The following is a 21,002-nucleotide window of genomic DNA, read 5'->3' as shown; positions in this document are numbered from 1 at the left end:
ATACCGGCAGATACGGGTCGGGTGCCGCGTCTAAAGCCGGAGCCGGCTGGCTTCAGTTCAGGAGTCCGACCCGGCGCTGCGGCGGCGATCTGCGGCCGGGAAAACGACGGGCGCTTCGCCGCGTCTCAGCTACCCGGCAAGGCATACGCCTCGGGGAAGAAGTAATCCTTCCATGACGTTGCCTTGTTCTTCAAGACACCGAGCCGGTTGAGTTCGCTCGCGTAGACGAAGCTGCGTTGCGGGGAAATCGTGAATTCGATTTCGGGATCGTTGACGATTTTCTGGACTAGCGCCAACGGCAGGTTTGAATGCTCTACGCGAATATAGGCTGCAGCGGCGGCATTCTTGTCGCTGTTGATGATGCGGGCCGCTTCCGCCAGCGCGTCATAGAAGGCGCGGTACGTCTTTGGATTTTCATCGTGGAATTTCTGCGTGCTGTACAGCACGTTGAACGTGGCGTGACCGCCCAGTGTGTCATAGGAACTCAGCACCTTATGGATGTTGGAATGCTCCAGTGCCTGGTACTGAAACGGTGGACTCGAATAATGCGCGTCGATTTCCGTGTGGCCTGCAATTAGCGCGGCGGTCGCATCCGGATGAGGCAGGCTGACCGAGATCGTGTCGAATCGTTTGTAGTCGCTGTCGCCGAAGACCCTCGCGGTTTCGATCTGCAGGGTACGCGACTGGAAGCCGACGCCCGCCGCCGGCACGGCGATGCGGTCCTTGTCGGTGAAGTCCTTGAGTGTCTTGATGTTGGGGTTGTTGGTCAGCAGATAATTGGGCATGGAGCCGAGCGCTGCGACCGCCTTGACGTTCTGTTTGCCACGGGTGCGGTCCCAGACGGTCAACATGGGCGGCACGCCCGCCGACACCACATCCAGGGCTCCGGCGAGCAGTGCTTCATTCATGCCTGTCGCGCCGGAAATGGTGCGCCACTCGACCTTGATGTCCAGCCCCTGCTGCCTGCCGTATTTTTCGATCAGGTGCTGATCCTGGACGACGTCGAGTATCAGATACCCGATACCGAATTGCTGCGCAATGCTGATCTTGCCCTCGGCATGCACCGTGCATGCGAGCATTGCAGCGCCACAAAGAACCATGGCATGCGCCAGACGCTTGACCACTGAACCCCGGATACCATTTTTCATATCTTTATCGCGACGCTTTGTGCCAGTTCGTGAATTGTTATGCGGGCGGCCGAGGCGCACAAGCACTCCAGGCGACACCGATAATTGCCGGGTAGTCTACAGGCCACAATATGTACCGGGTAAATGACGTTTGGGAATATGCATATACGCTCGGGTGCATGTGTTTTCAACAGCCGTCGCCATTCCCGCCACCAGGATTTCTCGCGCTCGGCGGGTTTGTTTGCTCACTGTACTGCTCTTGTGCAGGGAGCGGCGCCCGCGCGCGGTCGGGCTCTCGACTGCGGTGGGTTATCCAGGCAGCAGGACAAGGGACAAGACGTTATATTTGGCTGTATATTACGAAACGACGAAGCCAGCCATCTTTTGCGGCCCGTCACGCGTTGGATCTGCGCTGATTATCCGGTGAGAGGTGTCCCGATGCATGGTTTGCCACATCCGCGTGCCCAGACGCCGGCGGACGATTGTGCGACGTACGGTCCGGCACGGAACAATCGATCGACTGATCAAGGAAATCCGGACGACGGTCCGATTGCCGACGCGGGCGACGGGCGCCTGAGGTTAGCTGAACTGGAGCCGCATTTCCACTGCTCGGTCCTTGGAACCTGTCTCAGCGGCCCGGTGCTGCACGGCATCGTTCGTTATTTCAGCGGACCCGGCTGGCGTGGCCGCAGTGATTTCGAAGTGCATCACGCCGCTGTCCAGCTTGCCGCCGAAGGCGGAGCCGCTGCCGATATCCTGCATGAGGCGCTCGACCATCGCTGGAGCGCGATGTTGGCGCGTTTTGGCGAGGTGACAGACGTGTGCGAACTGTACGAGATCTGGGGAGCCAGACAACAGGATCGCGATCTGCCCGGCACTTACTGGGCCTTGATGACGCATCCCTGTGCGACGGTTGAATTGCGTCAGCGGGTTTTCTGCGAGATTCACGGCATGAGGCTTCTCCCGGCAGATCACGGATGACATGCCGGGCGGGTGGGTGACGACGTGCGCATGTCACCTTGGCGCGGAGTATCTGAGTGAACTCCCGGTTTGAAGCCGAGTGGCCCCTCGGGTGAAGGCACGGTCTGGCCGTTGGGATAGCAGCCGGTGACCGGATAGTTTCCAAGACCTTGAGCGGTGCATCAAGTCAATGGCAGTACAAGTCGTTCTCGGCGATGAACATGTCGAACGCGAGCTGCTTCGCCACGCTTTCGCGCGCTGTCGTCAGCCATCGGCTCTGGCGCCACTCGCGGATGGTGGCGTCGACGAACCGCATGCTTGCCGCATCCCCGCCCCGCGTCGCAATGAACGAGGGCGTTGGATCGATATTGCCGGGGAGCACGCTGTAATAGCTCCAGTCGGGCTGTTTCAACAGCGACTTGATGACGAGCTCATCGTCGACCAGGGCGGTGCATTCGCCGGCCTGGAACGCCAGCAGCGCGTCGAGTGGCCGGTCGTAGGTAATAAGACGCACGTTATGGAGCCGTGCGGCTCGGGGGCCATAAGCATTACCTGTCGATGTGCAGATCGAGCCTCCGCGCAAGGCCGCCCAGTCGTGTACGTTTCCGTGACGCAGGACCAGCGCTTGTCCGCGGCCGCTCGCATAGGAGACGGGTGAGAAAGATAGCGTCGAACCCGGCCGGAACGGCAAGCCTTCGATTGCAGCATCGGCCTTGCCCGTTGCGACCGCGACCGCCGCAGCATCGGGCTCGCTAAGCAACAGATCGACGGGCAGTCCCAGTCGCCGTCCAAGATCCGCGGCCAATGCAGCCGAGAAAGGATCAGGCGATCGCAGCGTGCGGTCCACGTGCCCGACCGTCAACACAGGGGCGGGCCGGGGCGGCACCGCGACAATCAGCCGGCCGCGAAGGCTGGCGGCCGCGAACGGTTTTTCAAGCGTGACGAACCGGCTCAATACCGCGCCAATACACGCAAGCACCAGCAGAAAAACGGCCGTACGATTGCGCGTCCTCGTCCCATAGCGCGGACCGAGCGTACCGGCGCCGGCTCCGTCGCTAGCCATTTTGTGCAATGCCGACGCGCCAGCGCAGCAGTTTGCGCTCAAGCAACGAGAGGCCGTAGTTGATCAGTAATCCGAAGAGTGCAAGCAATACGATGCCTGCATACATATCGGGGATCTGGAATGTTTCCTGTGAGTTGAGCGTATAGAAACCCAGCCCTGAGCGGGCGCCGATCATCTCGGCTGCGACCAGCGCGGTGATGCTGTACGCACCGGCGAGCCTGATGCCGGTCAGTATTTGCGGCAAGGCTGCCGGCAAGATGACCTTGGCAAATATGAATCCTTGCTTGGCGCCCATCGACCGTGCGCAATCGATAAAGATTCGCTCCACTTGCTTAACGCCGGACAGGGTGTTGAGCAGCACAGGCCAGAATGCGGCCCACACGATGATCGCTATCTTCGACGATTCGCCTATGCCCAGGAAGAGCATGAAGACAGGGAACAGCGCGAATGCGGAGACTTGTCGCAACAATTGATAAAGCGGATCGGCGATCCGTTCAGCGCGACGGAACCAGCCCAGCAAAAAGCCGCCGATGATCCCGGCCGTCACGGCGAGCAACAAGCCCGCGATAGAGCGAAACGCACTGCTGCCAAGGTGTTTCCACACTTCGCCGCTTTCGAAGAGATGCGCGATTGCGACCAGGACAGCGGAAGGTGGACTGAGATAGGCCGAGTTGACAATGCCGGCGCGTGGCAGAAATTCCCATAACAGCAGGAACGCAACCAGCGCGACGCTGCGCTCGAAGATGCGCACGGTGTGAGCGCGCACGCGTGAAAATGCTGCGGCCCGCGCAGGTTCTTTCGATTGCGAGGCGGCGGTGTCGGAAGCGAATTGCTCGCTGGCGGGAAGGGCGGCCGTCGCGGAAGATCGATCAGGCATTGATGGTCCTTGTATCTTCGCGCTCGGTCGTGCTGCGCGTCTCGGCGACCTCGGTCTTTAGCAACGCCCACGCGCGCTGCCGCAACTCCAGGAACTGAGCTGAATTGCGCACGGTGTCGTCGCGTGGCCGAGGCAGGGGAATGTCGATGATCGCCTTCACCCGGCCGGGACCGCGCGTCATGATTGCTACACGGTCGGAGAGGAAGATTGCTTCATCGATGCTGTGGGTGATGAAGACCACGGTCTTGGCGCTTTTCTCCCAGATGGTAAGCAGTTCACTTTGGAGCGTCTCGCGGGTCTGGGCGTCGAGCGCGCCGAAGGGCTCGTCCATCAGCAGGACTTCGGGTCCGTAGGCGAGCGCTCGTGCAATGGCCGCGCGCTGACGCATGCCGCCGGAAAGCTGGTGCGGATAATGATTGCCGTACGCCTGCAATCCGACCAGCGAAAGAAAGTGCGCGGCTTGCTCGCGGCGTTGGGCGCGTTTTACGTCGCGGATCTCAAGGCCGATTTCCACGTTCTCGATGACCGTGCGCCAGGGGAACAGCGCATATCCCTGGAATACGACCCCCAGCTTTCGGCTGACGCCGCTCAGAATCTGTCCGTCGATGCGAACATCGCCCGTGGTCTGCGGGACGAGTCCGGCGAGTATGTTGAGAAGGCTCGACTTGCCGCAGCCGCTGGGTCCCAGCACCGAGAGGAATTCTCCTTCGCGCACCGACAGGTTGAAATCCTGGAGCACGGCATTCCTGCGCGCTTGCCCCGGCGTTCCCTGGTCAACATAAGTCAGGCCGAGATGCTCGGCGACGATCTTGTCGCGGTGCGGTGATACGCTGCTCACGATGCCGCTTCCGCGTCGTGACCCGGCGCGGCCGATGCGGACTTGCTCAAGCCCGCGGGCGCATTCGCGCGTGCGGGCGGCTGCGCGTACGGGTTGTATTCGTTGGTGTACACGTCTTCGACCTTGACCTTGCCCTTCGGGATCTTGCCGGCTTGTTCAAGGATGTCGATGTAATACTGGATCGGCGGGGTGGTGACGACGAGGTCCTTGACGTAGGCATAGCGTTCGACCACGTCGACATCGATCCCGAGCCGCTCGGCCGTCAGTTTGCGCGCTTCGTCCGGATGCGCGTTGACCCAGTTCCCCGCCTTGGCAATGGCGGTCACGAAGTCGCGTACCGCCTGCGGATGAGCACGCGCAAACGCACCGTTCACGCTGTACGGCGCCATCCCGCCAAGGCCGTGATCCTCGTCCCAGTCGCTCCACAGTTTGTGAAGCTGCGGGTCATGTTCGGCGGCGCCGGAAAACGGCGGATGAATGATCGCGATGTCGACATTCTTCGTGACCAGCGCCTGTTGGGACTGATTGTCGGGCACGACCAGCCAGTTCACCTTCGACACATCCACGCCATGCTGCGACAGGTATTTCTTCGTGACGAACTCAGCGCACGCGCCGAAGCTGTTGAACGCGACCGTCTTGCCTTCGAAGTCCTTGGGCTGCGTGATGCCGGAGTCCTTGCGCGAGAAGTACTTCATGTGCGGTGCGTCGGGCAGGGTCTCGCCGCCGGCGGAAATGACCTTGATGTCGGCGCCGCTAGCGATTGCGGAGATGACAAGCGGCACCATGCGTGTACCGAAGTCGATCTCACCCGTGCCGACCAGCGGAATGATCTGCGGCGCCGAGACCTTCCCGACATACTTTGGACGCGTACTCGTACCGTCGAAGTAGCCGAGCTTGTCTGCCAGATAAACGAGGTCGAATGCCGGATTGTCGGGATACTTGAAATACGTCACGTTCTGGGCTTGCGCACCGCTTGTGGACGCGACGCTCGGGGCGCCATTGCGGGAATTGCAGCCGCTCTGGAGGAGCAGCAGCGACGCCGCGATCGATGCGACGGCGATGGAGATCGTGCGGTCACGCAGGCGGGACCGGGTCGGGGTAGAGAGCATCGGGATACCTGGCAAAAGGAAGCGGCGAAATCTTCAGGCACGAACGCGGCTGCGCATAAAAGCGCGCATGTTCGCAACCTGAGCTAAAGACGATTTTCGCTTTTGCGGGTCCCGCGCCTAACTAATTAAAAATTCTTTCGATAGCAGGAAACATGCAGGTTGCCGTAAGGTGCCGACTCTTCCGGGAAAGGGGCGAAACCGTTTATGTGCCGGAAGCATTCGTGTAACCGGTCGCCTGCGTCAACACTGTCAACGTCCTGGCTGCCAGCTACCACCGTGGTCTGACCTTCAGGTCGGGGCCGACACGCTCAGCCAGGCACCTAGCCCGTTATCTGGCGGCAGGGAAGCCACCATGAAACCGCCCGAACGTCCGGGCGGCGAAGATCGCCATCAACAATGCACCGAGACCCGCGGTGCCGGCGTCCGCCGTGACGCGTATATCGAAATTTCCAACCCGGTAGATCAGAAGGTACGCCAGCGCGACGTTGAACGCTCCCCACAAGACATTAACGGTTGACGAGGACAACCCTTTGCCCGATGGCGTGGCAAATGGACTCTGGAAAGATCGCCCCATCATTCCGCTTGCGACGTGTGGAATCGCGTTGGCAACAACCGCTCCGCCCAGGAAGTAGGAAAGGTACTGATACCAGGACATTTGATGGCTCTCCAATCGTCATAACAGTATTTGTTGAGACCGCCTTGTGCCGCGAAGCGGGTGGTCAATGTGGTCCGTGGCGCGTCTGCCGATTCATCATGCCGACGGCCGGCCAACGCACAGGTCAAGATTCGCACTAACCAGTCAAACTTGCAAGTTTATCTTGCAAGTTTGACTGATGACATTCATCCTTGACACACACTCAACCCGACCGCGTTTGAAAAATCATGTCTACCAGGACTTTCGAGCAAGCCGTCATCGACTTGATGCAAGCAGTAGGACTGCTCGTACGGCGTACCCGCAACGAATCCCATGCGAGTGAGCTCTCGATGACGGAATCTGTCGTCATGTCGCGGTTGGCTAATGACGGGCCCGCCACTATCGCGGCACTCGCGCGCGCCGAAGGGATGAAGCCGCAGTCCATGGGAACGACCATTACCTCGCTCGAGGAAATGGGTATCGTAAAACGTACGCCGCATGTTACCGACGGGCGGCAGATGCTTATCGCGTTGACGCCGAAAGGTGTTCGGTTACGCAAGAAAAATCGCGAGGCGAAGCAGATGTGGCTATCGCAGGTGATCGCGGAACTCGATGCCGAGGAGCGAGACACGCTGTTCAAGGCTGCCGGGATCATCAAGAGGCTGGCCGAGAAATAGGCGCATGAAAAGCGAATGAAAAACGAGATGAAGAAGAGTGCCAACGCGCCTGGCGGGATTGATCCGTCTGTCTGGAAAGTGGCCCTCGTCGCCGTGATCGGGCCGTTCATGACGCAGCTCGATTCCACCGTGGTCAACGTTTCGCTCTCGACCATCAGTCACACGCTCGACTCGTCGATTGCGACTGCGCAGTGGATCATCAGCGGCTACCTGCTGGCAATGGCGCTGATGCTGCCACTCAACGGTTGGCTCGTGGACTGCATTGGCGCGAAGCGCCTCTACATCATCGGCTTCGCGACATTCACATTGGCCTCCATTCTATGCGGGGCGTCCCGAACCATGGGTGAGCTGATTTGTGCCCGCGTATTCCAGGGTCTGGTAGGCGGCGTGCTGGCGCCCATGACACAGATGATGATTGCGCGCGTGGCGGGAAAAAACATGGCGCGTGTGATGGGCTATACCGCTCTGCCTATTCTGCTTGGTCCCATCCTTGGTCCGGTATTGGCCGGGACGATTCTTGGCGTGTCCACGTGGTCCTGGCTGTTCTACCTCAACGTACCGGTCGGCATTCTCGGTGTCGGGCTGGCTTTCTTGCTGCTTCCGGGCGACGCCATCTCTCTACAAAAGCGCCCGTTCGATTTCCTCGGTTTCGCGCTGATTTCACCTGGCCTCGTTGCGCTCATCTACGGGCTTCAAAATGCGTCGCACACAGAGGGACGATGGGTTCTGCTCGCCGGCGCCGTGTTTCTTGCGGGATTCTTGCGGCACGCGAAACGCAAGGGCAGTTCCGCGCTGATCGATGTGCGGATCTTTGCCGACCGGACTTTCTCCGTCGCTGCCGCCACGCAATTTTTCGCCAACGGCATTTTGTTTGGCCGGCAACTTGTCGTTCCTTTGTACCTGATCGCAGGCTGTGGGTTGCCCGCCGCGCATGCGGGTTGGATCATCGCGTCGACGGGTGTCGGCATGATGTGCTCGTTTCCACTTCTGGGATTCATGACAGAAAGATATGGCTGCCGCGGAGTCTCGGCGGGCGGTGCGTTGCTGGCTTTCCTGAGCACGATCACGTTCCTCTGGATGACAGGACATCAGTTCTCGGTTGCGTGGGCCGTGGTCAGCCTTTTCCTGGCCGGGGCGGGTCAAGGAACGATCAGCATACCGTCGATATCGGCAGCCTATTCATCGATCCCGAAAGCGCGGCTTGCCGTCGCGAACACCGCGTTGAACATTGCACAAAGGGTTGGCGGTCCAGTTGCGACCACGCTCCTGGCCGTGGTGATTTCGTTGACGATGCACAAGCCGGCGAACGCTCAGCCACGGCAATTCCTGATGGCCTTTGTGATGCTCTCCTGTTTTCACTTGTTGGCTTTCGGGGCGGCAACGCTTCTTCCGCTACGAATACATCGCGCATCTGAAGTGTGAGCGTTCACGGTTTGTCGTTGCCGGATTAGCCGCAAATGCCGTGACTGCCTTCCTGCCTTCTCCTGAATCCGTACCACCCCACCGCCACGAAAGAAGCTGCCGCGCCGCTCACGCCACCTCGCGCGTGTTGGTCCAGGACCACAAATCGGCAGGCGATAACGCCTTCGAGAACAGGAAGCCCTGCAGCTCGTCGCAACCGATCGTGCGTAAGATGCGAGCCTGATGCTCGCTCTCGACACCCTCGGCGACCACGCGCAGCCCCAGTTCGTGGCCGAGCTCGATGATCGCCCGGATGATGGCGAGATCCGCCGGGGCATCGAGCATGTCGAGCACGAACGCACGATCGATCTTGAGCCGATCCAGTGGAAAGCGGTTCAGATAGCTGAGGCTTGAGTAACCGGTGCCGAAATCGTCGAGCGATAGCTTGACCCCGAGCGCGCGGATCGCGTTGATCGTGGCGAGATAGTTCTCCGCGTTGTCCATCAGCACGGTCTCGGTGATCTCGAGTTCGAGACGCCACGGGTCCACGCGATGCCGCGCGAGACTGTCCGCGAGCGTCCCGATCAGGTCCGGCCCGCTCAACTGGATCGCTGACAGGTTGATCGAGACGCGCAGCGGCATCAGTCCTTCTGCATCCCACGCGGCGATCTGCTGGCATGCTTCGTCTATCACCCACGCGCCGATTGGAATGATGAGCCGCGTATCTTCCGCGACCGGAATGAACTGCGCGGGCGACACCTTGCCGATCTGCGGGCTGTTCCAGCGCAGCAAGCCTTCGACGGCCACCAGTTCGCCCGTGTGCGCATCCACGCACGGCTGGTACTCGAGCCGGAACTCGTGCGTCTCGATTGCGGTGCGCATACACGCTTCGAGCGTCAGCCGGTAGTGGGCGCGTTCGGCCATGTCGGGCGCGAAGAACTTGACGAGATTGCGTCCCGCGCCCTTCGCCTGGTACATCGCGGCGTCGGCGTTCTGCATCAGCGTCTCGATGTCCTCGCCGTCGTCGGGGAAAAGCGCCACGCCGATACTGCACGACACCTGCAGCGTGAGGCCGCCGAGTTCGTGCGGCTGGCGCACGAGCGGCAGCAAACGCTCATCGATCGTGCGCGTGACGTCGGCCGCGTTGCTGACGCCGTTCAGGATCACCGTGAATTCGTCGCCGCCGAGGCGGCTAACCGTGTCTTTGCTGCGCACGGCCTGCAACAGGCGCCGCGAGACTGAGCGCAGAAGATTGTCGCCGATGTGATGGCCCAGCGAATCGTTGACGTTCTTGAAGCGGTCGAGATCGATGAACAGCACCGCGATGCGCTGCCCCGTGCGGCGCGCGTTGCCGAGCGCGACGCCAAGGCGCTTCACGAACAGCTCGCGGTTCGGCAGCTCCGTCAGCACGTCGTGCTCGGCCAGGAACTGGATGCGCGCCTCGCTCTTCTTGCGGTCCGTGATGTCGATCAGCGTACAGATGTAGTGGGACAGGTTCGCGCGCCGGTCGCGCACCGCGCTCAGCATCAGCCATGCCGGATAGTCGCTGCCCGCGCGCCGCCGCACGTGCGCTTCGCCATGCCATGCGCTCAGGCGATCGACGGAATCGATAACGGTCGGGAAAATGTCGTCGTGCTCCTGCGCGCCGAAAAGGAAAGCCGGTTCCTTGCCCGCCACGTCGTCGGCACGATACCCCGTCGCACGATAGAACGACGCGTTGGCAGTCACGAGCCGCCGCTGCGCATCGAGAATCAGGATTGCTTCGGATGACGCCTCGAACACCTTGCCCCACAGCTCGAGGCGCTGCTCCATCAGCTTGATCTGGTTGATCGGCGTGAACGCGGTCAGCACGGCGTCACGTCCCTGGAAGTTGAAGCGCCGCGCTGACAGCATGGCCCAGGTGGGTTCGCTCGCGGCCTTCCAGTGCACCTCGAATTCGTCGACGGCCTCGCGGTCGGAGAGTTGCTGGAAGAAACGAGCGCGAACCTCCGAGTCGAGACCGAAGGCCCACGGGTCGACCGTGCAGCCATTCAACCAGTAGAGCGCGGGCGTGTTCGCGTGCAGCACCTCGTGCCCGGGGATCGCAGTGACGACCATCGGCACGGGGGTCGCTTCGACGAGCGCATGCTGCGCGGCCGACGCGCGCGCTGTCGCCGCGAGTTCCTTCTGCACGTCGCGCTCGCGGTCGAGTTGCGCGAGCATGTCGTTGAAGCCTCGCACAAGCTGTCCGATCTCGTCCTGGCTATGCCAGCTGGCACGCAGCGAATGGTCGCCCGTGCGCCGCACCGTGTCCATCACGCGCGCGAGCTGGCGCAGTGGCCGCGAAATCTGCTGTGCGACGGAATACACCATGCTCAGGATCGCGCACAGGAGGAATAGCGCCGTGCCGAGGTGCAGCCACATGCGCTCAAAGAGGCCGCGCACGCGCTCATGCAGCAGTGTTTCGAGCTGATTGGCGGTCACACTCCACGCCTCGCTCACGCTCATTACTACGCGCTGCTGTGCGGCGTCGAGCGCGGCAAGCGTGTCCACCGCCGAGCCGGCATCGACCGCGGCACCAGCCACATGGCGATACGCGTCGATCGCGGCCAGCATGCGCTCGACTGGTGGTCCGATCGTCCCTGCCAGCAAGGGGTTCGCAGCGGAAGCCTCCGCGTAGTCGGAACGCAGCCCCTGCAATACGGCGTCGAGCTGCCCTTCCAGCACGAGGTAGCGGGTGCGCATCTCGTCACGGCTCATCGGTGCGGCGCGACGATTCGCGCCGGCATCGTGCAGGTGGCGGCCGATCCGGTTGACGTCGTTGAGCAGCTCTGGATAGCGCAGGATAGACAGCGACATGGAGTAGTAGCTGTCGAGGTCCGGGTCCAGAATCAGGTTCGACTGGTTGCCGACCCGCGTCACCAGTTCGCGTGTCGCCTCGAGGCCGCCGTCCGCTGTTGCGGTGCTCGCATGCGCCGCCGCGCTGGCCGCGAGCACGGCCAGCACGCGCGCATTGAGCTCGGCGCTCTGCATGTTCGCGCCATAGAGGCGCTCCGCGTCGGCGAGGCGGTTCGCTGTGCGTTGCAATTGGGCCGCCGTCTGCGGCTGCCCGGCCCCCGCGAGTGCAAAGTCGATGAGCGCGTCGTGCGCGGCCGCGACGTAGGCGTTGCCGATCAGCTCCTTGTCGGAGAAGTCGATCGCGATGTACTTCTCGTGGATCAGGATGCCGCTGATATACAGCACTGCGCTCAGGTCGAGCAGATAGATCAGCAGCAGCTTGCGGCCGACGCGAAGGCGCGCAAGAAACCGGAAGAACAGGTTACGTTTCATGAGCGCTGCCGCTCGACCGCGAAGCTTTCTCCCCGGCTGTCATAAGTCAGACGTTTCACTGCGTTTCTCCGTGCGGGGAACGTCGGACCTGGGTCAGGTCCGGTCGAGGAAACTCCCTGTTCATGCTATCGACCGGTTGAACGACTTCTTTAGCCTGCGCTTAAAACTCCCCAAGACGGTGCCGGAAACGCGACACGATGGTGCGAGCGCTCGCAAGGCTTGCCGCTGGGGGTGTCCGCGTAACGGTAACGAAGCACTCGCCATGCACCCCTCGCTTGCGCGCGCGGAGGGTATTGAAGAGGGCGATGTGGAACGTTGCGAAGCAGCCGGCACATGTATCGCGGTCTTTGACGTGAGCTGCACCCACGCTTACGCGCATCTGCCGGATGGAGATATAGACGGGGAGACGGTCGAATGCCCGCTGCACCAGGATGGGCACCTGTTCGCCGAAATTGAAATAAAGGAGGAAAACTAAGCAACAGACTTTAAGGAAATATACATAAACACAGGCCGCCGATCTGGCGGCATTCCATCGAATCATGGAGGAGCACAACAATGATTGGCTATAAAACAGTGCGGTGCGCATGGCCGCAGCGCTGGCCGGCTGCGCGTGCGAGCATGCGTGCGTATGGTTCGCAAGCATTGACGCAGTCGCGCAGGAATCCATGCACACCCACCTAAGCTAGAGCACGTTCTGCCCTTTTTCTCGCGGCCCTGGCGCCCCATTCAGCCCATGGTCCGGGTGTCTTTGCTCGCCGGCCGGAGATCCGGTCTTGATCCGGCTCGCCGCCAATACCCCTGCAACCACGCACAGCGCGATGAAATACCATCCGTTGCTGTAGTCCTTCTTTCCGAGGGCATCGACAGTGACAAGAATCGCGAAGATTTTCGCGGAGAACGCTGCGACGAAATAGCCCGCGCCGTTCATGAAGCCCATCGCCTTGCCATACACCTCCGGCGTGAAAATTTCAGCAGGCAATGCGAGGAACGGTCCCCACGCCATGTTGCCGAAGAATCCCATGCCGCAAAGCGCGATAGTCAGCAGCAACTGATTGGCATGCTGCAATGAGCCGAGCAAAACCACGAACGGTGCGAGGCCGATAAAGCACGCAAGGATCATGATCTTGCGGTTGCCGTGAAAGACTTTATCGGAGAGGTAGGACGATACGAAGCTGCCCACCGCACCCGCGAGAAAATAGAGTCCGCTCCACCATCCCATGGTTTGCAGCTTGAAACCGAAGGTGTCCGAGAGATAAAGCGGGATCCAGGTGAGTGCGCCGTACAAGGTGATCTGCATCACGATATCGACAAAAACAACCGCTACGTAGGTCTTGTTCTTGAACAGGTCGAGAAAGCTCACCGCGCCATTGCGCATGATGTCCTGCTGCGCGTTGCGATATTCACCGCGCTTGATGGTGCCGGAAGCGATCTCGTCGCGGTAAGCATATTCCAGCTCTTCTTCCGTGATCTTCTTGTACTGCTCGGGGCGATCGAACACGAAGAGCAGGATCATCGCGAGCGGGACGACACCCAGCGCGCCCGTGACCACGAATACGATCCGCCAGCTGTTCGCATGCGCGGCGAACTGGGTCGCCACCACGCTTGCCCACGCGGGCGTGAGAATCCAGGCCCACGCCAGGATAGTCTGCGCGCGCGCCCGGCCTTCCTTGTTGAACCAGCGCATCAGAATACGCGCCGACGGCACGTATTCAGTTCCCACCAGCATGCCGAACAACGCCATGCGCAAGAGGTATTCGTTGCGCGTCTGGATCGCGCCCATGTACATGGTCATCACCGACCACGCGACCACCGAAAACACCAGGATGCGCTTCGGTCCGAACTTGTCCGTGAGGAGGCCCGACACATATTGCGACGGCCCGTAGAACAGCAGCATCAGGAATGCACCCGTGCCGATATCACCGGTGCTGAGGCCGATATCGTGCGCAATCATCGGGTTCAGGACGCTGCTTTTTACCCGGTCAAGGTACTGGATGCTGTAGGCAACAAATAGAACGATGGCAATGATCCACCGGTACGGAATGCGCGGCCTCATAAGGCTGTCTCCTAAGTCGAAATGATCTTGTATGTTGGTAGTATGTCAGTGACATGTTGACAGAATATGATGTTGTTGCTTAGAGTGTCAACCAGAAAACGAACCTTGGATGGAGGAGATTCATGACTCGAACGATCGTTTTGGAGACGCGCGACGTCCGTCCGGTCGAGACTATCGAAGCGGATGTATTCGTCGCGGGCGGCGGCGCGGCGGGCCTCGCCGCGGCGGTCACGGCGGCACGGCAGGGCTGCCGGGTCGTGCTGGCGGAGCGCTACGGGTTCTGCGGAGGTGGTGCGGTCGCGGGCCTGTCGGGCACGGTGTGCGGCCTGTACGAAGCCAGCAATGGAGACGCGCCGCCCAACCAGCTGGTGCATGGATTCGTCGATGAATTCATCGCGATGATGCACGCGCGGGGCGGCCTTGGCGATCCGGTGAAATACGGCAAGACCTATACGGTGGTCCACGATCCGCTGGTATGGCGCGAGGTGGCGGATGCAATGCTGCGCGAAGCCGGTATTACCGTGATTTATCACGCGACGGTGACGGAAGTTGTGCTGGACGAAGGGCGGGTCGCCGGCGCGCAGATTTATACGAAGAGCGGCAAGGTGCGGGTGCTGGCTCCCATTACGATCGATGCCAGCGGCGACGCTGACCTGGTCACCATGGCGGGCTGGCCGACCTCGATGGGGGACAACGGTCACGTTCAGAATCCGACCATGATCTTTCGCCTCGGCGGTGTGGACGTGGAGCGGTTTCTCAGCACATACGGCCACGACACGATCATGCCGCCCGAGATATCGGCGCAGCTCGTGGAGGCGAATGGCTGCGGCTATACGCTGCCGCGCGCCAAGATCTGGCTGTTCCCTACACCGCGTCCGAGCGAACTGCTTTGCAACTGCACGCGTATCACGGGCGCTGATGGCCGCGAGCTCAATTCCATGATCCATCGGGATTTCACAGAAGCGGAGTTCGAAGGCCGCCTGCAAGTGCGTGAGTATGCGCGCTTCTTCCGCGACCATCTGGCGGGATGCGAGACGAGCTGGGTCAACGACACCGGTGTGCAGGTCGGCATTCGACAAAGCCGTCAGGCGCTCGGCGTGCAGACGCTGCTCAATGCCGACATTCTCGCGGGCAAGAAATTCGCCGATGGCATCGCGCGTTCACCGTGGCCAATCGAGCTGCATAGCGGCAGCCGGCCGCGCGTCGAGTGGCTGCTCAACGATTACTACGAAGTCCCGTTCGGCTGTTTCGTGCCGCAGCAGGGCGACGGGCTGCTGACGGCGGGGCGATGTTTATCAGCGGAACACGAAGCGGTGGCGTCCGCGCGCGTCACGGCGCAGTGCTTTTCCTATGGTCACGCAATCGGCCACGCCGCGGCGCTGGCTGTCAACGAACACATTCCGGTGAGCCGGCTGGCAGGTCGCGATATCCGCTTGCTGCTTAACCGCGATGGCGCACAACTCGATTAAAGGAACTCCACAATGACTCAAAAATTGCGCAGTAATTTCACGCCGGGCACCACGCGCTGGGCCGTGCGCCGTTCGCAATGGCTGGCGATGGGCCTGACGGAAGCGGACTTCGAAAAACCGAAGATCGCGATCGTGAATTCATCGAGCAAATTGTCGGTGTGTTATCAGCATCTCGATGGCGTATCGCAGGTTGTACAGGACGCGATTCGCGCAGCCGGCGGCGTGCCGCTGGAAATCCGCACGGTGGCGCCATCCGATTTCGTCACCAGCGCCGGCAAGCAGGGGCGCTACCTGATGCCCACGCGCGACTTGCTGGTCAACGACGTCGAGGTCCAGGTGGAAGGCGCCGAACTGGACGGCATGGTGCTGCTCGCTTCATGCGACAAGACCACGCCCGCGCAACTCATGGCCGCGGGGCGGCTGAATGTGCCGAGCATCATCGTCACGTGCGGGTTTCAGTTGGGGTCTCAGTGCGGCGACCATCATGTCGATATTGAAGAGGTCTACAAGTCGGTCGGCGCGTACAAGGCGAAGAAGATCACGCTGCATGACCTGACCGAGATGACATGCCACGCGATCAAGGGGCCGGGCGTGTGCGCGGGCCTCGCCACCGCCAATTCCATGCATTGCATGGCGGAAGCGCTGGGAATGACGCTGCCGGGCAACGCGCCGATCCGCGCGGGCAGCGAAGCGCTCAACGACTACGCGGCACGCGCCGGTGTCGCGATCATGGACCTGGTCGCCCGGGATATCCGCCCGCGCCAGATCATGACGGCGGCGGCGTTTCGTAACGCGGTCCGGGTGGCGGTGGCAATCGGCGCCTCGGTCAATGTGATGCGCCACCTGCTGGCTGCCGCTATCGAAAGTGAGTGTGATGTGAATATCATCGGCGAATTCGAAGCAGCCGGCGCGCTGGTCGGGCAGATCACCAAGGTGCGTCCGAACGGGCCCGACCGGATCGAGGATTTTGCGGCCGCCGGCGGCTGCGCCGGGGCGATGAAGCAACTGCAAAGCGTACTCGATACCTCGGTCATGACCGTGACGGGCAACAGTTTGCAAGCGAACCTGGACGCGCGTCCGGCGCCGGACGAAGCGGTTATCGCCAAGCTCGCGACGCCGTTTTTTGCTGAGCCGGGCCTGATCATCGTCAGGGGAAATCTTGCGCCGGACGGTTCGGTGGTCAAGCTCTCCGCCGTGCCGAAACACGTGCGGCGCTTTTCCGGACCCGCGACGGTATTCGAAGACGAGAACGATGCGATCGCGCAAATCGAGAAGAATGAGATCGCGCGCGGCTCGGTTGTGGTCTTGCGCATGATGGGACCGAAGGGCGGGCCGGGCACGGTGTTCGCTGCCAGCTTCATGGCGGCGCTGGTCGGCGCGGGGCTGGGAGACACGGTTGCCGTTGTGACTGACGGCGAGCTGTCGGGCTTGAACAGCGGCATTACCATCGGGCAGGTGATGCCGGAGGCGGCGGAGGGCGGTCCCTTGGCAGTGGTGCGAAACGGCGACATAATAACGATCGACCTCAACGAGAAATCAATGACTCTTGAAATCTCGGACGGCGAAATGGAGGCGCGCCTCACGGCGCTTCCGCCCCTGCGCGCAACGACTGAAAAGGGCTGGCTTTCCATGTACCAGCAACTGGTGCAGCCGCTTTCAAAAGGCGCGGTGCTCGGCAAGCGCTGATGGTTGCCGGCCGGGTCCGCCAATCACTCTGAAGGCCCATTTATGAACGGACCCGTGCCGGTCAATCCTGTCATTGTCGACAACGAAGAGCAAAGCCTCGCAGGCCAGGCGTACACGCAGATCGAGGAGCGCATAGCAACACTCAGCCTCAGGCCGGGGCAGATCGTCTCCGAAAACGGCTTGTCGAAGCTGCTGGGTCTGGGCCGGACGCCCGTGCGCGAAGCGTTGCAGCAGCTTGCGCGCGAAGGTCTGGTGGTGATCGTGCCGAAGCTCGGCATCATCATTTCCGAGATCGACGTGCGCAAGCAACTGAAGCTGCTCGAAGTCCGGCGCGAACTCGAACGGTATCTGGTGGCAGTCGCGGCGAAACGCGCAGACTCGCAGCAACGCGCGGAATTCGCCACGCTGGCCGAGCAGATGGAGCAGGCGGCGCAGGAGAATGACGGCGATGCGTTTCTTGCCCATGACCGGACGTTCAATCGCTTGCTGCTCGAAAGTGCCCGCAATGAATACGCGACTTCCGCCATGAAACTCATGCAGGGTTTGTCGCGGCGATTCTGGTACGCGCATTACAAGGAATCGGCGAATCTGCCTGAAGCGGCACGATTGCATGCGCGAATTGCATCGGCGATCGCGGACGGTGACGAAGATCTGGCGCGCGATGCGCTGGATCGGCTGATTGATAATGTCGAGACGTTTACACGGGCGGCGCTCGATTCCTATCGATAGCCGAAGCGCATAGTTCCCCTCTGCACGAGATCTACCCCCTTCTGGGCGTAGGCAGACCCCAGCCTCCGAAGCTCCCGAGCGCGAACGGGACCGGGCTTGGCCGCAAGCAGAATCGCGTTAAAAGCGCCCGCAAACCCAACTCCCAAACCCACTCCGGTCCCAGGCGAAAACCCGCGGGCGTCGCCTCGGTGACACTTGATGTCGAAAACGTGGTGCTGCCGTGCATTTTGAGCCGCTACAGTTCTCTGGCGGCGAGGAGGTCTGGAAAACGGTCCATGGTCCACGCCCATATACCGACAAACCCTGATCCCGCAGCGCTATCGACCCAATCGGCTGGGCTCTCTTCCGGAGGACGCTTGGAAACGCTCGCTTTCATCTGGACAAACGGTCCTTCGATCTTGCACATGCTCGTCGAGCATCTGCAGATCGTGGCGGTGGGCGTCGGCTTTGCCATCCTCACCGGGGTACCGCTGGGTATCGCCATCAGCCTCAATGAACGTGTGGCGCGGATCGTGCTCTATGTGGCCGCCATCCTCATGACGGTGCCGTCGATCGCGCTGTTCGGCTTGCTGATCCCGGTACTGTCGCTGATTGGACAAGGTATCGGTTTCCTGCCGGCGGTGATTGCGCTGTTCCTTTACTCCCAGTTGCCGATCGTGCGCAATACCTACACGGCGATCCGCAATCTCGACCCTGCCATGCGAGAAGCCGCGCGCGGCATGGGCATGACCACGAAGCAACGGCTCTTCCGCGTCGAACTGCCCATTGCCGTGCCCATCATCATGGCCGGCATCAGGATGGCCGTGGTCATCAACATCGGCATTGCGGCGATCGCAACCTATATTGGCGCGGGCGGGCTCGGCAAGCTGATCAGCCGCGGCATCTCGCAGTCGGACCCGAGACAACTGATAGCCGGGGCGGTGATCGTGGGTGCCCTTGCGATCGTGGCGGACTTTGGATTGGCCTGCCTGCAACGCCGCCTCACGCCTGCCGGGCTGCGCACGGCACGCCTGCCCCTGCTGGCTTGGGGCAGGCGCGCGGTCTCGGCCGACGTGCGCGCAGTCGACCCCATCACCATTGCGGAGAGCCGATGATCAAGCTTCAGAATCTCACCAAGCGCTTCGAATCGCGCCAGTCGCAAGCGGTGGTCGACAACCTCACGATGGAGATTGGCGAAGGGGAGTTATGCGTGCTGCTCGGACCCTCGGGTTGCGGCAAGACCACCACGCTAAAGATGATCAATCGGCTGGTGCAGCCGACGTCGGGCAAGATCCTGATCGGCGGAGAAGACACCGCGGGCTTCAACGTGGTCGAGTTGCGTCGGCGCATTGGCTATGTGATCCAGCAGGTCGGCCTGTTCCCCAACATGACGGTGGAAGGCAACATCGCGCTCGTGCCGCAGATGCTTGGTTGGGACAAGGCGCGCACGCGCAAGCGCGTGGAGGAGTTGCTCGAACTCGTCGCGCTCGATCCGGCCGTGTTCATGCGCTGTTATCCACGTGACCTGTCGGGTGGTCAGCAACAACGCGTGGGGGTCGCGCGCGCACTCGCCGCCGATCCTCCCGTGATGCTCATGGACGAACCGTTCGGCGCCATCGATCCGATCAACCGCACGGCGATCCAGGACGAGTTTCGCAAGATCCAGCGGCGCCTGAACAAGACCGTGGTGTTCGTGAGCCACGATATTGACGAAGCCGTGAAGATGGCCGACAAGATCGCGATCTTCCGCGACGGCAAGCTCGAACAATATGGACCGCCGGAAGAATTGCTGGCACGGCCGGCCAGCGCGTTCATCGCGAACTTCGTCGGCTCGGATCGCGCGTTGAAGCGCTTGCGCCTGCTGTGCGCAAGCGATGCGCTGATGAGTTCGAGAGCGGTCGCGCGCGTTGGAGAAACGCACCGCAACGTGCGCGCGGCGCTGGGCACGCATCCCGGCGGCGAGGTCATCGTGGTCGATGCCAACGGCGTACCGTGCGGCTATCTCAGCACCGCATGCCTGGACGCCACGGGTGTGAACGCGGACGACCGGCTGGATGCATCGATTGCGATGCCGCTTACTGCAACGGCCCGTGCAGGCGACGACTTGCGCAGCGTAGTGTCCGCCATGCTCGCGCACGGCGTCTCATGGTTCGCCGTGCTCGACGATGCCGGCCGCTTCGCCGGTTATGTCAGCTATGCGGCGATCGCGGCGTTGGCGCGTGCGGCGCACCCGGACGCATGCGTTCAAGCGGGCTTGGGTGTCTTCACCGATGACACCGCGGGCTCTGCTTCGCTCGCCGGCCAGGAAGATCCCAGCGTGCTCACGCGTGCGGAAGAGGGCGCATGAGAATGGGCCCGCCTACCGTTCATCGCGTGCGCGGCCGATGTCTTTTCGTGGCGCTCATGATGCTCGCCGCTTGTGCCGACGCTCATGCCGACAGCTTGTTCTCGTCGCTTGCTCAATATCGCGCGGACATCGTGTATCAGGCGGGTCAGCAGATGCTCATGGTTGCAATTGCCGGTCTTGCTGCCATCGTGGTCGCGATCCCCACGGGTATCTGGCTCAGCCGGCCCGGACGCGGCCGCGCGGCGCATCTCGTGCTGCTCGCGCTCAACGCGGGACAAGCCGTGCCGAAACTCGCGCTGCTCGCGCTGGCCATGAGCCTGCTTGGAATCGGCGCAAGGCCAGCCATCTTTGGCTTGTGGGTCGCGACCCTGCTGCCGATCACGATGAATACCTATGAAGGCCTGCGTGCCGTGCCGCCGACGCTGATCGACGCTGCGACCGGCATTGGCATGACCCGCCGGCAGATCCTGTGGCGCGTGGAAATGCCCAACGCGATGTACGTCATTTTCGCGGGACTCAGAACGGCTCTGGCAATCACTGTCGGCACCGCGCCGCTCGCATTTCTGGTCGGCGGTGGCGGGCTGGGCGAGCTGATCTTTACCGGCATCGACCTGAACGATTTTCCGATGCTGCTTGCCGGCGCGATTCCAACCGCGGCACTCGCCATTGCCACCGACATGCTGGTCGCGCAGATGCAGCTTCGGCTGGTGCCGCGTGGCGTGAATCCGCAGCGTTGACGGGTCT

General features: G+C 61.7%; 18 protein-coding genes. 10 read left to right on the top strand and 8 right to left on the bottom strand.

The window, feature by feature from the left end:
• Positions 1-125: 125 nt before the first annotated feature.
• The gene (locus tag ACSQ8V_RS26955) at positions 126-1,079 is read right to left on the bottom strand and encodes an ABC transporter substrate-binding protein (protein WP_436208019.1); all 954 of its coding nucleotides are present in this window, start codon (positions 1,077-1,079) and stop codon (positions 126-128) included.
• Between the two features lie 486 nt (positions 1,080-1,565).
• Here ACSQ8V_RS26955 and ACSQ8V_RS26950 point away from each other — a divergent pair, with 486 nt between their 5' ends.
• A complete protein-coding gene (locus tag ACSQ8V_RS26950) occupies positions 1,566-2,108 on the top strand; it encodes a hypothetical protein (RefSeq protein WP_436207733.1) in 543 nt (180 codons plus the stop codon).
• A gap of 166 nt (positions 2,109-2,274) precedes the next feature.
• Here the strand turns inward: ACSQ8V_RS26950 and ACSQ8V_RS26945 are convergent, their stop codons facing one another.
• The 5 genes from ACSQ8V_RS26945 to ACSQ8V_RS26925 all read right to left on the bottom strand — a co-directional run bounded on the left by ACSQ8V_RS26945 (position 2,275) and on the right by ACSQ8V_RS26925 (position 6,629).
• On the bottom strand, positions 2,275-3,150 hold the full coding sequence (locus ACSQ8V_RS26945; protein ID WP_436207732.1) for a substrate-binding periplasmic protein: 876 nt from the start codon (positions 3,148-3,150) through the stop codon (positions 2,275-2,277).
• The gene (locus tag ACSQ8V_RS26940) at positions 3,143-4,027 is read right to left on the bottom strand and encodes an ABC transporter permease (protein ID WP_436207731.1); all 885 of its coding nucleotides are present in this window, start codon (positions 4,025-4,027) and stop codon (positions 3,143-3,145) included. The genes ACSQ8V_RS26945 and ACSQ8V_RS26940 overlap by 8 nt, the downstream gene beginning before the upstream one ends.
• Complete coding sequence (locus tag ACSQ8V_RS26935; protein ID WP_436207730.1) at positions 4,020-4,865, bottom strand: ABC transporter ATP-binding protein; 846 nt, start codon at positions 4,863-4,865, stop codon at positions 4,020-4,022. The genes ACSQ8V_RS26940 and ACSQ8V_RS26935 overlap by 8 nt, the downstream gene beginning before the upstream one ends.
• A complete protein-coding gene (locus ACSQ8V_RS26930; RefSeq protein WP_436207729.1) occupies positions 4,862-5,974 on the bottom strand; it encodes an ABC transporter substrate-binding protein in 1,113 nt (370 codons plus the stop codon). Before ACSQ8V_RS26930 ends, ACSQ8V_RS26935 begins: the two co-directional genes overlap by 4 nt.
• Positions 5,975-6,302: 328 nt before the next feature.
• Entirely contained in the window at positions 6,303-6,629 is a 327-nt protein-coding gene (locus ACSQ8V_RS26925) for a hypothetical protein (protein ID WP_436207728.1), read from the bottom strand.
• A 227-nt stretch (positions 6,630-6,856) separates the two neighbouring features.
• Here ACSQ8V_RS26925 and ACSQ8V_RS26920 point away from each other — a divergent pair, with 227 nt between their 5' ends.
• Together ACSQ8V_RS26920 and ACSQ8V_RS26915 are read left to right on the top strand one after the other, a co-directional pair.
• A complete protein-coding gene (locus ACSQ8V_RS26920; protein ID WP_213764554.1) occupies positions 6,857-7,285 on the top strand; it encodes a MarR family winged helix-turn-helix transcriptional regulator in 429 nt (142 codons plus the stop codon).
• A 15-nt stretch (positions 7,286-7,300) separates the two neighbouring features.
• On the top strand, positions 7,301-8,707 hold the full coding sequence (locus ACSQ8V_RS26915; protein ID WP_436207727.1) for a DHA2 family efflux MFS transporter permease subunit: 1,407 nt from the start codon (positions 7,301-7,303) through the stop codon (positions 8,705-8,707).
• Positions 8,708-8,815: 108 nt separating this feature from the next.
• Here ACSQ8V_RS26915 and ACSQ8V_RS26910 read toward each other — a convergent pair whose 3' ends face one another.
• On the bottom strand, positions 8,816-11,995 hold the full coding sequence (locus tag ACSQ8V_RS26910) for an EAL domain-containing protein (protein ID WP_436207726.1): 3,180 nt from the start codon (positions 11,993-11,995) through the stop codon (positions 8,816-8,818).
• Between ACSQ8V_RS26910 and ACSQ8V_RS26905 the strand changes: the two genes are divergently transcribed.
• Positions 11,994-12,470: a Rieske 2Fe-2S domain-containing protein gene (locus ACSQ8V_RS26905; protein WP_436207725.1), complete on the top strand. Its 477-nt coding sequence runs from the start codon at positions 11,994-11,996 to the stop codon at positions 12,468-12,470. The genes ACSQ8V_RS26910 and ACSQ8V_RS26905 overlap by 2 nt on opposite strands.
• Positions 12,471-12,677: 207 nt before the next feature.
• On the opposite strand, the gene ACSQ8V_RS26900 is transcribed toward ACSQ8V_RS26905, so the two are convergent.
• Positions 12,678-14,048, bottom strand: a complete 1,371-nt coding sequence (locus ACSQ8V_RS26900) for an MFS transporter (protein ID WP_213764568.1) — start codon at positions 14,046-14,048, stop codon at positions 12,678-12,680.
• 122 nt (positions 14,049-14,170) lie between these two features.
• On the opposite strand from ACSQ8V_RS26900, the gene ACSQ8V_RS26895 reads away from it, so the two are divergent.
• The 6 genes from ACSQ8V_RS26895 (at position 14,171) to ACSQ8V_RS26870 (ending at position 20,995) form a co-directional block, all read left to right on the top strand.
• On the top strand, positions 14,171-15,517 hold the full coding sequence (locus ACSQ8V_RS26895; protein ID WP_436207724.1) for an FAD-dependent oxidoreductase: 1,347 nt from the start codon (positions 14,171-14,173) through the stop codon (positions 15,515-15,517).
• A gap of 12 nt (positions 15,518-15,529) precedes the next feature.
• Entirely contained in the window at positions 15,530-17,203 is a 1,674-nt protein-coding gene (locus tag ACSQ8V_RS26890; RefSeq protein ID WP_436207723.1) for a dihydroxy-acid dehydratase, read from the top strand.
• Positions 17,204-17,245: 42 nt separating this feature from the next.
• On the top strand, positions 17,246-17,932 hold the full coding sequence (locus ACSQ8V_RS26885) for a GntR family transcriptional regulator (RefSeq protein ID WP_213764571.1): 687 nt from the start codon (positions 17,246-17,248) through the stop codon (positions 17,930-17,932).
• A 356-nt stretch (positions 17,933-18,288) separates the two neighbouring features.
• Positions 18,289-19,026 carry an ABC transporter permease gene (locus ACSQ8V_RS26880; protein ID WP_276572812.1) on the top strand — a complete coding sequence of 246 codons (738 nt, stop codon included), beginning with the start codon at positions 18,289-18,291 and terminating at the stop codon, positions 19,024-19,026.
• Complete coding sequence (locus tag ACSQ8V_RS26875) at positions 19,023-20,258, top strand: ABC transporter ATP-binding protein (protein WP_436207722.1); 1,236 nt, start codon at positions 19,023-19,025, stop codon at positions 20,256-20,258. The genes ACSQ8V_RS26880 and ACSQ8V_RS26875 overlap by 4 nt, the downstream gene beginning before the upstream one ends.
• Before the next feature lie 2 nt (positions 20,259-20,260).
• Positions 20,261-20,995 carry an ABC transporter permease gene (locus ACSQ8V_RS26870; RefSeq protein ID WP_436207721.1) on the top strand — a complete coding sequence of 245 codons (735 nt, stop codon included), beginning with the start codon at positions 20,261-20,263 and terminating at the stop codon, positions 20,993-20,995.
• Positions 20,996-21,002: the final 7 nt, after the last annotated feature.

Origin of the sequence: Caballeronia sp. LjRoot31, from assembly GCF_964253885.1 — a bacterium.
In the GTDB taxonomy this organism is placed as follows: Bacteria; Pseudomonadota; Gammaproteobacteria; order Burkholderiales; family Burkholderiaceae; genus Caballeronia.
The sequence above is the reverse complement of the archived record's forward strand: the minus strand, read 5'-3'. Positions and strand labels throughout refer to the sequence as shown.